Origin of the sequence: Winogradskyella epiphytica (assembly GCF_003217215.1) — a bacterium.
Classification (GTDB): Bacteria; Bacteroidota; Bacteroidia; order Flavobacteriales; family Flavobacteriaceae; genus Winogradskyella; species Winogradskyella epiphytica.
Genome location: NZ_QJTD01000005.1, coordinates 161,013 through 175,479, shown reverse-complemented (window position 1 = coordinate 175,479; position 14,467 = coordinate 161,013). Strand labels below are relative to the sequence as shown.

At 32.2% G+C, this 14,467-nt stretch carries 14 protein-coding genes; 1 reads left to right on the top strand and 13 read right to left on the bottom strand.

Annotation, left to right across the window (positions count from 1 at the left end):
* Positions 1-159: 159 nt before the first annotated feature.
* Positions 160-2,595 carry a helix-turn-helix domain-containing protein gene (locus DFQ11_RS11725; protein ID WP_110476067.1) on the top strand — a complete coding sequence of 812 codons (2,436 nt, stop codon included), beginning with the start codon at positions 160-162 and terminating at the stop codon, positions 2,593-2,595.
* Between the two features lie 19 nt (positions 2,596-2,614).
* Here DFQ11_RS11725 and DFQ11_RS11720 read toward each other — a convergent pair whose 3' ends face one another.
* From DFQ11_RS11720 to DFQ11_RS11675, 13 genes are all read right to left on the bottom strand, one after another.
* A complete protein-coding gene (locus DFQ11_RS11720) occupies positions 2,615-2,911 on the bottom strand; it encodes a hypothetical protein (RefSeq protein ID WP_110476066.1) in 297 nt (98 codons plus the stop codon).
* A 202-nt stretch (positions 2,912-3,113) separates the two neighbouring features.
* Positions 3,114-3,263: a hypothetical protein gene (locus DFQ11_RS15185; RefSeq protein WP_158525003.1), complete on the bottom strand. Its 150-nt coding sequence runs from the start codon at positions 3,261-3,263 to the stop codon at positions 3,114-3,116.
* Between the two features lie 234 nt (positions 3,264-3,497).
* Positions 3,498-3,653 carry a hypothetical protein gene (locus DFQ11_RS15180; protein WP_158525002.1) on the bottom strand — a complete coding sequence of 52 codons (156 nt, stop codon included), beginning with the start codon at positions 3,651-3,653 and terminating at the stop codon, positions 3,498-3,500.
* Between the two features lie 36 nt (positions 3,654-3,689).
* Positions 3,690-4,226 (bottom strand): hypothetical protein, encoded by a 537-nt coding sequence (locus DFQ11_RS11715; RefSeq protein WP_110476065.1) that lies wholly within the window; start codon positions 4,224-4,226, stop codon positions 3,690-3,692.
* A 187-nt stretch (positions 4,227-4,413) separates the two neighbouring features.
* The gene (locus DFQ11_RS11710) at positions 4,414-4,671 is read right to left on the bottom strand and encodes a hypothetical protein (protein WP_110476064.1); all 258 of its coding nucleotides are present in this window, start codon (positions 4,669-4,671) and stop codon (positions 4,414-4,416) included.
* On the bottom strand, positions 4,643-4,966 hold the full coding sequence (locus tag DFQ11_RS11705) for a hypothetical protein (RefSeq protein ID WP_110476063.1): 324 nt from the start codon (positions 4,964-4,966) through the stop codon (positions 4,643-4,645). Before DFQ11_RS11705 ends, DFQ11_RS11710 begins: the two co-directional genes overlap by 29 nt.
* Positions 4,967-4,983: 17 nt before the next feature.
* Positions 4,984-5,853, bottom strand: a complete 870-nt coding sequence (locus DFQ11_RS11700) for a hypothetical protein (protein ID WP_110476062.1) — start codon at positions 5,851-5,853, stop codon at positions 4,984-4,986.
* 11 nt (positions 5,854-5,864) lie between these two features.
* The gene (locus DFQ11_RS11695; RefSeq protein ID WP_110476061.1) at positions 5,865-6,467 is read right to left on the bottom strand and encodes a hypothetical protein; all 603 of its coding nucleotides are present in this window, start codon (positions 6,465-6,467) and stop codon (positions 5,865-5,867) included.
* Positions 6,468-6,479: 12 nt separating this feature from the next.
* Positions 6,480-8,183 (bottom strand): hypothetical protein, encoded by a 1,704-nt coding sequence (locus DFQ11_RS11690; protein WP_110476060.1) that lies wholly within the window; start codon positions 8,181-8,183, stop codon positions 6,480-6,482.
* 10 nt (positions 8,184-8,193) lie between these two features.
* The gene (locus DFQ11_RS11685) at positions 8,194-8,535 is read right to left on the bottom strand and encodes a DUF4870 domain-containing protein (protein ID WP_110476078.1); all 342 of its coding nucleotides are present in this window, start codon (positions 8,533-8,535) and stop codon (positions 8,194-8,196) included.
* 160 nt (positions 8,536-8,695) lie between these two features.
* Entirely contained in the window at positions 8,696-8,848 is a 153-nt protein-coding gene (locus DFQ11_RS15300; protein WP_189343016.1) for a hypothetical protein, read from the bottom strand.
* A 143-nt stretch (positions 8,849-8,991) separates the two neighbouring features.
* Positions 8,992-10,248, bottom strand: a complete 1,257-nt coding sequence (locus DFQ11_RS11680; protein WP_110476059.1) for a T9SS type A sorting domain-containing protein — start codon at positions 10,246-10,248, stop codon at positions 8,992-8,994.
* A 275-nt stretch (positions 10,249-10,523) separates the two neighbouring features.
* On the bottom strand, positions 10,524-14,453 hold the full coding sequence (locus tag DFQ11_RS11675; RefSeq protein WP_110476058.1) for a hybrid sensor histidine kinase/response regulator transcription factor: 3,930 nt from the start codon (positions 14,451-14,453) through the stop codon (positions 10,524-10,526).
* Between the last annotated feature and the right edge of the window lie 14 nt (positions 14,454-14,467).

Here is a 14,467-nt window from a genome sequence, read left to right as displayed (position 1 = left end):
GTTTGCGCCGATGGTACTGCTTTACTGTGGAAGAGTAGGTCACCGCCTTTTTTGAAAACCCTTACTAATTACTAGTAAGGGTTTTTTGTTTTTAATAAGTTCCGGTTTTTAACCATTAGAACTTTTTAGTATCTTCAGTGTTTAGTGTTTTACTTACCTATGAAACAGAATAAGGAATTAGACTTAGCTTGGGATTTTGTAACCAATACCAATAGGAATATATTCCTAACTGGAAAAGCGGGAACAGGAAAGACCACGTTTTTACATCGTCTTAAGATGCAATGTAATAAACGTATGGTAATTGTCGCTCCTACTGGTGTAGCTGCTATAAACGCAAAAGGAGTTACTATTCATTCCTTTTTCCAAATGCCTTTTGGACCAATTTTACCCAATGATGATTTATCTTCTTCAACAGGATTCAATAGAAAATTTAGTAAGACTAAACTAAACATTATACGCTCTCTTGATTTATTGGTCATTGATGAGATAAGTATGGTGAGAGCAGATTTACTCGATGGTATAGATAAAACCTTACGACGCTTCAAAAATAGAAATGAGGTGTTTGGGGGTGTTCAATTATTAATGATAGGCGATTTACAGCAACTTTCACCGGTAATAAAAGAGCATGAATGGCAACTGCTAAAACCGTTTTATCAGAATGCTTTTTTCTTTAGCAGTATTGCTTTCAAAAACAGTGATCCTTTAACTATAGAGCTAAAACATATTTATAGGCAAGAGAACCCCTTATTCATTAATATACTTAATGAAATTCGTAATAATAATTTAAGTAAATCTTCTGCAGAGGAATTAAATAAACGTTATATACCTGACTTTGAACCCAACGAAAATGAAGGTTATATATCATTAACTACACATAATAATAAGGCAAGACAAACCAATCTTCAAGAATTAGAAAAATTAGATACAAAGGAACGAACTTATAAAGCTATTGTACAAGGTAATTTTCCAGAACATTCTTACCCTAATAAAGAAGAGCTTACACTAAAAGTAGGGGCACAGGTAATGTTTATAAAGAATGATAGTTCTCCAGAAAAGCGTTATTTCAATGGGAAGATTGGGAAAGTCATCTTATTAGAAAAGGATGAAGTAGTTGTTCATTGTCCAGATGATGATTTTAATATTGATACTAAGTTGGAAACTTGGGAAAATATTAAATACACTGTTGATTCTGATACCAAAGCCATAACTGAAGATAAGATTGGGAGTTATTCGCAAATTCCATTGCGCTTAGCTTGGTCTATAACCATTCATAAAAGTCAAGGTTTAACATTTGAAAAAGCCATTATAGATGCGCAGGGTGCTTTTGCTCATGGGCAAACCTATGTGGCTCTTAGTAGATGTAAATCTCTAGAAGGACTAGTCCTTAAAAGTAAAATTGATTCTAATCAGATTATCAGTGATACTAATGTGATTACTTTCAATAAAAACGCTGAAGCCAATCAACCAGATGAATCCGTTCTTCTACAATCTAAATGTGATTATCAATTAGATTTGATCCATGAGGTTTTCAACTTCTATAAATTTTTATATCCAGTTAACCGAATATTAGATATATATTATAAATACAGAGGGAGTATTGAAGGCATTATAGAACCCCCTTTGCTAACAATTAAGACTAGCGTAATGAATCTTCTTAAAATATCTACTTCCTTTAAGTCACAGCTGAAGTCGTTAACCAATGAGAAAGATACACCTGAAACAAATCAGCAAATACAGGAGCGTTTTAGGAAAGCCTTAGATTATTTTAAAGAGCAGACCAAAACCCATATTGAAAGTAGCCTAAAACAGATCAATTTTACTACGGATAATCAGGCTGTTGAAAAGGACATAAATAAACAATTGGATACACTAGAGGAATTGTTGGAGACGAAATTATTGTATTTCCAAGGCTTAGACCAAGGATTCAATACGGATAAATTTTTAAGCTTACGAGCCAAGTCTGTGTTTTTAGCGAAAGAAAAACCTAAGACACCTAGGAAGACTGTAGTTGATGGTACTACTAATATTGAATTATTTGAATTGTTACGCGAATTGAGAAATGAAATTGCTAGTAGAGAAGATTTGGTTCACTTTCAAATTTTTACTCAGAAGTCTTTGTATGCTATGTGTGAAACTTTACCCACAAATAAGACTGAGCTTAAAGCGATACACGGAATGGGGAAAACGCGTATTGAAAAATATGGTACAGAGATTTTAAAAGTGATCAATGACTATTGTGAGGAAAATGACATAGAAACTTCCAAAGACATGATCGCTGATATTCCGAAACCAAAGAAGAAGATAGGTGAGACAAAACGTGTGTCTTTAAACTTGTTTAAATTAGGCAAAACGATTGACGAAATTGCTTCAGAACGCGAACTAAATGAAAATACCATTTATGGACACTTAGCGAGTTTTATTCCTTCAGGTGAAATAAAGATTACCGATTTAATGACTCAATCGACATATGAAGAATTAAAACAACTTATACCTACCAAGACATTTAAAAATCTCTCAGATTTAAAACTTCAATTAGATGATAAATATACTTTTGGAGAATTGAGATTAGTCCTTGAAGAGTTAAAGGGAAGTTGATTCTAAATAATAAGTTATCTTAATGATAGAAGTAAGTACCATAAAATCTTACTGGAATGTTTTGTTTATCGAATCCGATGTCTTCTTTTTTGAACTTGAATTGTGACTCAGAGAGCTCCACATTTTTATATACTACCCTGGGTGAATTGTTCAAATCGAGTATAATTTCCATTTCATTATTTTTTAATGTCCATTTGAAAGAGACTATTTGATTTTTAGCTGTATCGATAAACTTCCCAGTTCCGTTATTATAAAATGTAGATTCAATGGTTTGACTATTATCGTAAACCCAAAATTTAATAAGAGCTTCATTCACGTCTGCATCTTGCTTATTAATAATCTTTAATAATTCATAACTCTCAAATGACCATGAACTATTGTTGACTAATACGTCTTGGTTTAGATACGTTTCTTTATCTGCAACTGTTGTATTGGAACAATACGTGAGATATCCTATAAATATAATGACTGCGATTTGAGAATTACTTTTTTTTAAGTAATCCAGCTTATTAATTTATTTACTGAGGTACATTATACTGAAACGTACCATTCACAATATGTGATTCTTTAACTACACCTCTATTAACCATTTGTTTATACACCGCAATACCTTCAAACGTTCCCTTAATATCGCTTACGTATATTGTTATGTGCAATTTCTTGTACATTAACCGATTTAGATTTAGCTTCTATATTTAGATTTTAAAACTAAAGAGCAAGCCAAAATCAATGTGCCCTTCTAAAACCTCCACTAGACCTGTTCTAGCAGGAATGCATATACTTACGTTTAGCTTCTGGGTATTGTCCATAAATACAAAGATTGCTTTTTTTAAGCTACGTGAATCGCGTTCTAGTAATACTGTAGCTATGGCTGTTATATTGGTATTTGCAATATCTGCAACTTAAATATAATACGTGTCATTAATTTGAGTTCCTGCAACGCTATAATTAATGTGTGTGTCACTTTGCAGAGCATCGTCTATGGAATCATCATTATTGTCACAGGAATAACTTGATGGAGAAATAATGATTAGAAATAATAGAATGAACCTTTTCATTCTTCGATATATTAAACATTAATAATTTTTATTTTTCTACTCATCTGCATGATATTCAAACGACCCTGTTACTGAATGATCTAGTTTCATAGGTGCCGTAGTAGGACTTGTATATGCGGTAAAATATCCATTACCTGTAAGATAACCTTTAATGTAAGACGGAACTGTTAATCCTAATCCATTAGTGGTTTCTTCAAATTCTCTAATATCAACACTTATCGTACGTGATAGTAGATTGGAATTAATATCATTTGTATTATTGTTATTACTGTCGTAAAAAGCAACATCATCATCAAATATAAATGTGATATAATACAGAGGATATACAGGGTTTCCATAAGAGTCAACTGTCGTTTCTCCAAGACCATAGACACCTTTTTGTGATGGTAATACCATTATGAAGTCATAGGGCTTTTTATTTGGACCATAATAAGTGAATCTAAAATGGGTCACTCTATTTATCCCATCATTAGCGAAGTGGGCAACCGCCGTTGCAGTGGTACCATTATTATCTTCTGGGATACTATCTCTGTAAGTCCCCCTAAGAGCGATTCCGTCAATATCAATATTCACATGTGTAGAACCAACTAATGAATTTTATGGATTTTGGTAGGTGTCGTTGTTACTGTCCTTGCTACAGTTTAGTAATGTAATCGTAATAACTAACATTATAAGGTTGAAATATTTTATAGTCTTCATGATCTATTATTATTATTATTATTAAGTTTTAAACCGCCTGCGATTACGTGTAATACACCACCTATTGGATAATTTCAAACTCTCCGTCGTTTATGGTATGCACGTCTGCTTCAACGAGGTTATGTCTATAAAAATCTCCAGAGAATGTCCCTTTGCTACGAGTTACGGTACCCCCATTTAATTCTAGTGCGGTTATATTTAGTGTAACATTTTTAGCATAATAATAGTCCTCAGTTGATTCTAGCTGAATGGCTACATTATTATCATGAGGGCCACTTTTATACCATATATTAATGAGTTCCTGTGCTATTAGGCGCAACTACCAAAAAATTAGAAGAAGAGAAAGATTTACATATATATAGTTGAATTTGATCTTCTGGTAAATTAGGTTCTTGTACCATTGTATACAAACGACCAGTTGTGTTAAATTCGTCAGATGAGCTTTCATCTCTATAATCATAATTGCCATTTGAAGTAGGGCCATATATTGTAAATTCAGCATAAGATACTGGGTATTCAACATTTTGTTCATTATCTTTATCGTCACTACAAGTGAAAAAGATTGCACATAATACTAGTGCGAAAATATTTGTAAGTTTTAAAGAATTTTTCATTGTATTTTGGTTTTAAATTAATAATTAAGTTTTCTAAAAAAGTAATCGGCATCGCTTGGTATTTTATCTAAAACTGAATGTTCGTGTTTTTTAAACCATGACGCATTGAGACCTCGTTCATGTTCTAGGTCATATTTACCTATGACTTCTGTTTTTACGATGTTCCAGCCAGGTTTATATTCTAAACTATAGACGACGATATTCTCGGCTTCAATAGTATTTGTCCCATCTCTACGAACTTTATTCCTCGTTGTTTCTGTCCCTTTCATAGTGGCCGCTTCATCTAAATACACCCATGAGAGGATATACCCTTCATCACCCATAGTTAAAGTGCTTTGGTTGGTAAGGTTGTAGGTAACTCGTACTGAATTGCCTAAGGTTAATGCACCTAGATTCGTATTGTTTTTCTCCACATATATCGTGGTCTTACCAAAGTAACCAGCTTTAGGATTTTGACAAATTAATGTTGTAATGTCTTGAATATCATGAAATACTAAGTTGCCTGCATTATCAATTTTAGTTTCTGTCTTTATCGTTTCTGGCAAATTGATTGTTATACTTCCTTTAGCATCAATATGTCCTACGTTTAACTTTTCTGGTGAAGATTCATTTTGTTTATAACGATATAGCATCACCAAATCGACCTTGCCATGTTCCCAATTTTCAAAAGTATTATTGCTACTCTTCATAGTGTTTTTCCAGTACCAATCTTCTTGGGTATTAGTAGTGTTTTTAACTCCATTTCTGATAGAACTCTTAGTTGTACCAATAATTTCGGTTGTTTTTGGTTTTGTATCACGTTTTTCTACTATTGTTTTTGACGCTTGTTTATTATTACAAGCTGTACAAATAATAAGTATGAGAAATAAATAGCTGTATGGTTTCATGGTATTATGGTTTACAGACGGTTTAATTTTGCTACATCTAACATGGCAATAGTTTGCCATAGTTCATCATAACTCAAGCCGTTACTTTCTACGGTTACTCCAAATCTCATATCGTATAAAAATAGGACTCGATAGAAGTCGTCTTTTTTTACATAAGTTTCTAAAACTTCAAACCCGTTTTTTTCATAAGTTTTTTCATAACCCGAATCTCTAGTGTTATTCATTTCTAAGTTTTGTGCCATATAATGCGACTGTATTGCTAAAAGTCCACTGTTACTAGCTCCATCGGCAATATGAATTTGCAGTTTGGTATTCTTATCGTTATCTTTATAGTATATACCTGCTACCTGGGCAATCTCTTTTTGCGAACCTCTAAAATTAAAGAAATCTGTGAGGGTATAGCCGTTTAGATTTTTTGGAAACCAATTTTTAAGCGCTTGCTCAGTTACTGGCTCGAGAGCTTTTAATCTTTCTCTGAAATCTTCGGCTTTATTGACCTTTTTTAAAGTCTTCATTGATTCTCCTAGTATTCTTTCATTATCTTTTGAATTGTTGCCACAACTAAATAGCCCTAGAAAGAAGAATAATACAGATATTAATTTTAGATTTTTCATCTGAATGTTGTGTTAGTTTTGGAATAAATTTCCACCGGAAAACATATTCAAACTTTTATAATTTTTAGTTTGAATTGTTGTTGATGTTTTATCTAAAGACTTGGCGGTTATGATAAAATTATTTTTCTTCTTTTTTTTATCTTCATAGTGCATTTCCATCACTAATCCGTTTTCAAATTGCTTTAATAATCTTGAATCCATTTCAGGTAGATTTAATTTTTTTGAAGATGAAGAGCCACCAAATCCGAAAAAGTTGCTCAATGTAACTGGCGCATTTTTAGTGTGATAAACCTTTAAGATGTATGTGTCGTTTTCTAATTGTAATCCAGTAGATTTGAAACCTATTATAGTTTTTGGAGGTAATTCAGTAATTGTAAAATCGACTTCGACATCTTTGTTATCTACCTCTGGAATATTGGTGATTTGAACCATATTATTTCCACCATGGCCATTTATAAACATTGCCATAACGTTAAGATCTAAATCAAAAACCATATACATTGTTCCCTGTTTTGAGAGTTTAGGATCTATATATTCTGAACCGCTATAAGTGGTTGTATTTGTATTGATTAAAAAATTCATATCTAAAGCATTTTGCTTTTTAGAATTTTGAACCAAAGTGGTTTTAAAGACATAATCAAACTCATAGGATTCAGGAAGCATATCTGCTGTAACCTTATTATTCTTCATTGATTTTTTTGCAGACTTTATCATGCCTTTAGAGTCGGTGGTATCATAGTCTTCTTCATCGTAATCTTCAGATTTACTATCCTTTTTATTAGAGCCCATTACCATTTCCATCAAGCCTTGTCCGGCCATTTTCTTTTCTCTCGCCGATGGTAATTTAATTTCTACAGGTTTGTAATCGTATAGAATTCTACCTTCACTAGGCTCTCGTATGCCCATTTCAAAGTTGTCTTGACTTTGATTAGCGCTCGTTTTATTGCTGTAAATTTCTACCAAACGGTCTTTATCGTCGAATAGAACGTAGCTGCCTTCATAGCCAGGTTCATTTAAAAAATCAAACTTTATATACTGTTTGCCATTGACTATTTTCTTTGATTCTTTGAAATCCTCGTACCTAAAATGTTCTGGTTCATAGATAAAAGCAAATTCAACAATTCCATTAAAGGGATTAGGAGTAAGACCTAGGTCTTGTTGCTTGTCTAGATTGGCTAAGAAAGGTTCTGGTGGTAACTTGTAAGCTTCCAACATCATGGTAGGAACCATAAGTCCTTGGCTTTGTAATTGTATAATTGATGATTTAAAATATTGACTTTCTGCTTCGTTATAAGCATAAATAAAACCTTCACTATCTATGTAACCTGATTTGGGTTGATTGTCTTGGTTTAATTTTACAGCCACTTCATCTTTGTCGAAATACTGAGTTTGTGATTTTGCATTATTTTCAAAGAGTTCAATGACCATATCTTCTTTATAGAAATCTTGTTTCGCTTTGGTGTTTAATTCTAGTGCAGAATTATCTGAGACATCATTTGTTTGATCGTCGTCTGTTCTGTCTTTTTTTTCATTTTTACTTGTAGCATCATCAATAGTCTTTTCTGTTTTTTTAGTGACTATTTCATCTGTCTTTCGTAAAATGGTACGTTCGGCAGCTTGTTCAGCTTTTTTTCTTAATTTTTTTAAAATTTGAGCTTCCGCATTACCTCCGACTAAAAGGCCGATAATAAGGAATAGTATATGTTTCGTTTTCATAATCAGTTTATTAAATGTTTTTTAACCATTCGATGTAGTGATTTCCTAAAATAGGAACAGGTTGTTCTTTCTCATTTATGGCGTTTACTAATCCCATAATCCACATATAAAGTAGTACTAAAACCCCAACCATATTTATTATCCATCCTATTATTGGAATAAGTCCGATGAGGCCTAAGGCTAAACCCGTTAGCCCTAATCCTAAGGATTGGACAATGTGGTATTTCGCAAAAGCATTCTTTTTTTCATTGTTCATTATAAAGGCTATGACTAAGCCAATAATGGTGATGTACGCTATTAAGGCTATTGTTTTACCTTCTGATGTGGTGCTGTTTGTTTGTGTAGTTTCCATAATTTTTAATTTTTTAATTGAAAATAAAAAGGGAAACAAATCCATGTTTGTTTTCAATGTTTCCCTTTTCAACCCTGATTAATAGCATCTTTAATACTGTAGTTAATTAGATGAGTATGTTGATCTGATCTCTTTGTCGATACTGTTTTTTTAAGAGGATTTATAATTTACTTACTTTAAAAGATTTGATGATTTTATTATTCAATAAGATATTTATCGTGTAACTTCCTTTTTTTAAGTGGTCTATGTTTATATAGATGTTTTGATTTTCATCTGATAATCGGCCTAACTTTTCTGTATTTAACTTTTTCATTTCTACTCCTGTTAGACCTAATCCTATCGCTAGGACAGATAGTTAAATTTGAAATTTTTAATGAAAGGAAAACAATTCAGTTTTTGGCTTCATTGTTTTCCTTATCACCCCTGATTAATAGCCTCTTTTATGTGGTTCTATCCTCATTGACCTTTAACAATCTTATAAGTTTGCACCGATTCTTTTGTTTTAATTTTTAATAGATAAATTCCGTTTTGTTGGTATTTAATTGGAATCTGGACTAGGTTTATACCTTGCTGTATTTTTAATGAGTATATTAATTTTCCTTGTACATTATAGAGCTGTGCTTCGCTTATATTAGATGTTGGGATTTTAAAATTTACGTTAATAACATCTGTAGTTGGATTAGGATAGGTACTTATATTATTAATGCTATTAAAACTTACACTTAAATCTGTAGCTTCCTCCCAGAAATAGTCACGTCTAATACTGTTTTCTAATCCTTCACCTGTATAGTCTGATTGACTTATAGTTTGGATGTAATTGTCATTATTGTCATATGTCCATGAGGTAGTGCTAAAGGTGGTCCATTCTCCTGAAGGTCCTAAATCTGCGTCCCATACTTGAGTAGTGGTAGATAAGATGTTGTTATTTGCGTTTCGAGTATAAAGAATTCTTGATTCATTTATCCAATTGCCTGCCTCATTCATTTCTATAAGGATTATTAAATCATAAGTGGGGTCAGTCCTTATATAGCTTGTTCTACTATAAGGCAGTGCTTCCCAATTGGCTGGAGACAATGTAGGATCCCAATAAAAATATTCAAAGACGTCCCATTGATCCTCTGAAGTATATGAAACTTCTACTTTTTCATCATTTTCCCAATCCGAAGTGGATACGTTCCAAAACTGTTCAATTTCTCGTATAAGTTGATTGTTAGATATAAAGGTGATTGTTTTAGTGTCTGGTTCTAATGTTCCCGTATTATTTCTTACCCAGTTTTCAGTATTATAACCATTTGCAGTGGTAGTAACAGTTGATTGATTATTTAATACCCAAGCATTAGCAATAAATTGATCGTAAAATGAACTTACCTCGGTTTGATCAGCTTGATTATAAGTGTTTTCTCTTTTGGTGCTATTTAGCCAATTGATACCATTCCACAGTTGTTTTATATCTGTTAAAAGAGAGTTATTTGAATCATAAGTTTTGGTATGACGAAAACTATCTATAAACGTAGTGCCATCTGATGACACTTTATTTAGTATGGCGGTTTCTTCTAAGCCTCCATTATCGTAATCGTAGTAAACCTCTACGATTCTTAACCAATCTTCATTGTCCCAAGTATAACTATGGGTATGATCTAAACGATATACCGTTTGTGACAGGCATAATTGCGATATAAATGCAAATACCAGTATGTGTGTAATTCTTTTCATAATATGTTGTATTAATTAGTGACTCTTTGATCTCAACATCTTTTGTACGCTCTTTGAATATTAAATCTAAAATGGAGTCGATACTTAGATATAACTAACTCGTTTTAAGAGTAATTGAATTATTAGGGAAGGGGATTCGTGCGAGATAATTGCTAATTTAAAACAGCGCCTATTTCGCTTAGTGTAAAGCTATAAGTAAAGATTAAAAGCGGATATCACTATTGTAACAAAGTATAACACTTATGTAACAGTATTCCTTGAAGTGTAGCTATTTATTAATCTGAGATGTATTCTGCAGGTGTTGCATTATAAACCTCTTTAAAACATTTTATAAAATAGGAAGGTGTATTAAAACCTACTTGATAAGCAATTTCTGATACGGTTTGTTTGGAGTTTTTGATAAGATTAAGCGATAGTTTTAATCTTTCGTTTCTAATAAAAGCAGTTGTAGACAATCCTGTGAGGGCTTTTAGCTTTCTATGAAGTTGCATTCTACTCATTAACATTTTTTTTGCTAATAATTCTGAGTTAAATGACGAATCTGTAATATATTCATTTAAAACTGCCATGAGTTTGTTAAGGAATAGTTGATCTATAGATGTAGTTGAAATTTCCTTTAATTCAAAATTATGACTATAACGTTGTTGGAGCTTTTGTCGAAGTTCAATGAGTTTTTCAACCCTTATTTTAAGTTTATCGCTATTAAATGGTTTGATGACATAATCATCTGCTCCTGTTTTTAAACCTGTAATTTCATTTTGGTCTCCCGTTTTTGCGGTTAATAAAATGATAGGAATATGACTTGTTTTTTCGTCAGTTTTAAGAACATTACACAATTCAATACCATCTACTTTAGGCATCATGATGTCGCTAATAATAATATCTGGAATATGTTTAAAGGCTTTTTTTATCCCAACTTTTCCATTGTGAGCTTCTACTATTTTATAATTGTTTTCAAAGATTGAACTAATAAATTCTCGTATGTCTTTGTCATCCTCTACAATAAGAAGTATGGGGTGGTCTTTCGAGGTATTTATTGTGCTTAAAGGAATTTCGGTAGTTGTTTCTTCAATTATTTGATCATCCTCTATGAGATGTAATTCATTATTAATTTCAGATGTATCATAAAATGAACGTTCAATCGGTAAGGTTAGAGTGAACTGTATCTCATCGTTATTCATGCAGTGCGCAACAATATTACCATGAGATAGAATGGCTAACTCTTTGACTAATGAAAGTCCTATGCCCATGCCATCTGCATTTTTACTATTTTGGTAATACCTTCTAAATAATTTTCCCAATTCTTCATTAGACATGGTGTTACCATTGTTTATTATAGTGATGACGATTTGCCCATTTTTTTCTAATGCATCAAAGTGAATTCGGCCCTCTTCGGGCGTGTACTTAATGGCGTTTGCTAATAAATTAGATATGATTTTTTCTATAACATCTATATCAAACCATGCTTCTTTTACTGAAGGAATTTTATAGGTGAAGTTGATGTTCTTATCTTTTGCTTTGAATTCAAAAGCCGCAATAATTTGTTTTAAGGCAACCGCTAGATTTCCCTTTGATACCGATAGTTTTAGATTTCCAGATTCTAATCTTGAAAGATCTAACAATTGATTTACTAAATTTAATAATCGTTTAGAATTGTTTTGAACTAGCGTGAGTTCCTTTTTGTCTTCTTTAGAGAGATTCGGTTTTGAAAGCTGTTTTTCAATAGGTCCAGAAATTAAAGTTAATGGTGTTCTAAACTCATGAGAGATATTCGTATAGATTCGAGTTTTAAATTCATCAAGCTTTTTTAATCGTTCAATTTCCTTAAGCTCGTATTCTAACTGCATTTTTATATGCCAACGCCACTTAAGGTAAGAATAGACAAGGTAAGTGCCAATGAGAAACATTAACACATAGCCGAGGATTGCCACTTTACTCAGGTACCAAGGTTGATTGATGGTGAAGGAAAAAGTTGCCGGTTCCGTATTCCATACACCATCATAATTACTGGAAATTACTTTAAAGGTATAATCATTAGGAGGTAAGTTGGTATAATGCGCTGTGTTATTATTGTCTGAGTTGATCCAATCGTTATCATAATTTACCAATTGGTATTTGTATAAATTTCTAGACGGTTGTGAAAAGTGTAAACTTGAAAAGGTGAATGTTACGGTGTTTTTATTGAATTTGTACGCTACATTTTGAGTTAAGGGTTGTTCTTTATTATAAACTTCAAAATTGGTGATTATGGTTTCTGGTTTAATAGTGTTAAACGTAAGCTGTTTCGGATTGAACCAATTTATGCCTTCAAGTCCGCCAAAATATAAATTACCCTGGTCGTCTTTATGGTAGGCACCAGTATTAAATTCTAAAGATTGTAAACCGTCATAGTTGTTGAAGTTTTCAAACTTATTGGTTTCAAGATGATTAAATTTGCTTATCCCAGAATTAGTGCTTAACCATAAGTTTCTTTCATTACCAGGAAGGATGCCGTAGATTACATTATTTGGTAAACCGTCTTCTGTTGTAAATATTTGTTTAGAATCATCAGAAGGATTGTATTTTATCAAACCTTTACCATTAGATCCTATCCACAGTATGTTATTTTCAAAATACAGTGATTTTATTTTACTATTCACTGTTGTAATATTGGTAATTACATCTGTATTTGTATCTAATTTATATAGTCCGTTAACATCACTTCCAATCCATAAAATTCCGTTGTCTCCTTGAATAACCGTTTTGATATCGTTAGTTTCTAAGGCAGAATTATCTTTATCGAATTGTTTAATAATTCCTTTATTCATATCAAAAAGTATAATTCCATTACTTTCTGTACAAAGCCAACTTTGATTATCATTTTCTTTAACTATTCGCCATATCGTGAAATCGGCTATCTCAGGAAAAGATTTATAAATGCCGTTTGCATCTCTGATATTTAGTCCGAAACCTTGATGTCCAATCCATAAATTATGATTGTTATGCATTAAACTTATAATTCTATTACTCACTAAAGGAGAGTTAGAAGTGGTATAGGTTTTAAATTCATCTTTTTTAAAGTTAATATAGGTAAGGCCTTTACCAGAAGTGCCTACCCAAATATTATTGTTGTCATCAGTACTAATACTTCTAGACACGTCTACATTTACGGTTTTAGGCACTTGGTTGTTGGTGAGTACATTAAACTTGATCAGGTGTGCATCGTAATAGTTGGCTCCAGTTCCATCAGAACCTAACCAAATAATTCCTGTAACATCTTCATATAAGCATAAGATATCATTATAGTGAATGGCGAAAGGGTTGTTTTTGTCTACTTTAAAATTTATAGCAGAGTTCGTCTCCAAGTCTAGTAGAAACGCACCGTTACCGTAGGTAGCAATCCATAACCTATTTTTGGAATCGATTAATAAATCTTCAATATTTAGATTGTCGGGTAGATTAGAGTGCTGAAATTTTAAAATTGTTGCACTGTCTTTTCCTTTGTAATAAATACCTTGACCATAGGTTCCTAACCAGAGGTTATTATCTTGATCTATCTCTATAGCGCTGAAATTAGAATTGTCATGAGAATTAATTTGAATTTCTTTATATGATCCATTATTCTTAATTTCAAAAACAGAACCTGAAGCTGCGACAATTATAGTATTATCGATTTCAACAAAATCATATACCGTTTTTAGAATGTCTTTCGACTTAAATACTTGGAGTGTGTCTTTGGTTTTAGCATCTATTTTAAACAGACCATTTCCATAGGTACCAATAAAAACATTAAGTTTTTTGTCTTGAAAAATGTTGCTTACATTTTCAAATGTTTTTATATGATCGAATTGATCTGTGCTTTGGTTATAACGTTCTAATTTGCCAGAATTGGTGATAATCCACAATCTGTTTTGTTTGTCGTTATAAATTTTACCGAGTTTGCTAAACGTGGGTCTTGTGATATCTTCAAATTGCTTATCGTAATATTTGAAGCTCCTTCCATTATATTTATTTAGCCCATCTTGAGTTGCAAGCCACAAGTAACCAATGCTATCTTGAGCAATGCTAATAACACTACTCTGAGATAAGCCGTCATTAATCGTTAAGTTATTAAATGAAAATGGTTTCTCGCCTAAAGGTTGTTGCGCATTGGCCAAAAAATGACAAGCCACAACAAAGCAAATAAAGAGTGTGAGATTTGCTAAACTTCTATACCGCGAAACCATAAATTTAATTTATA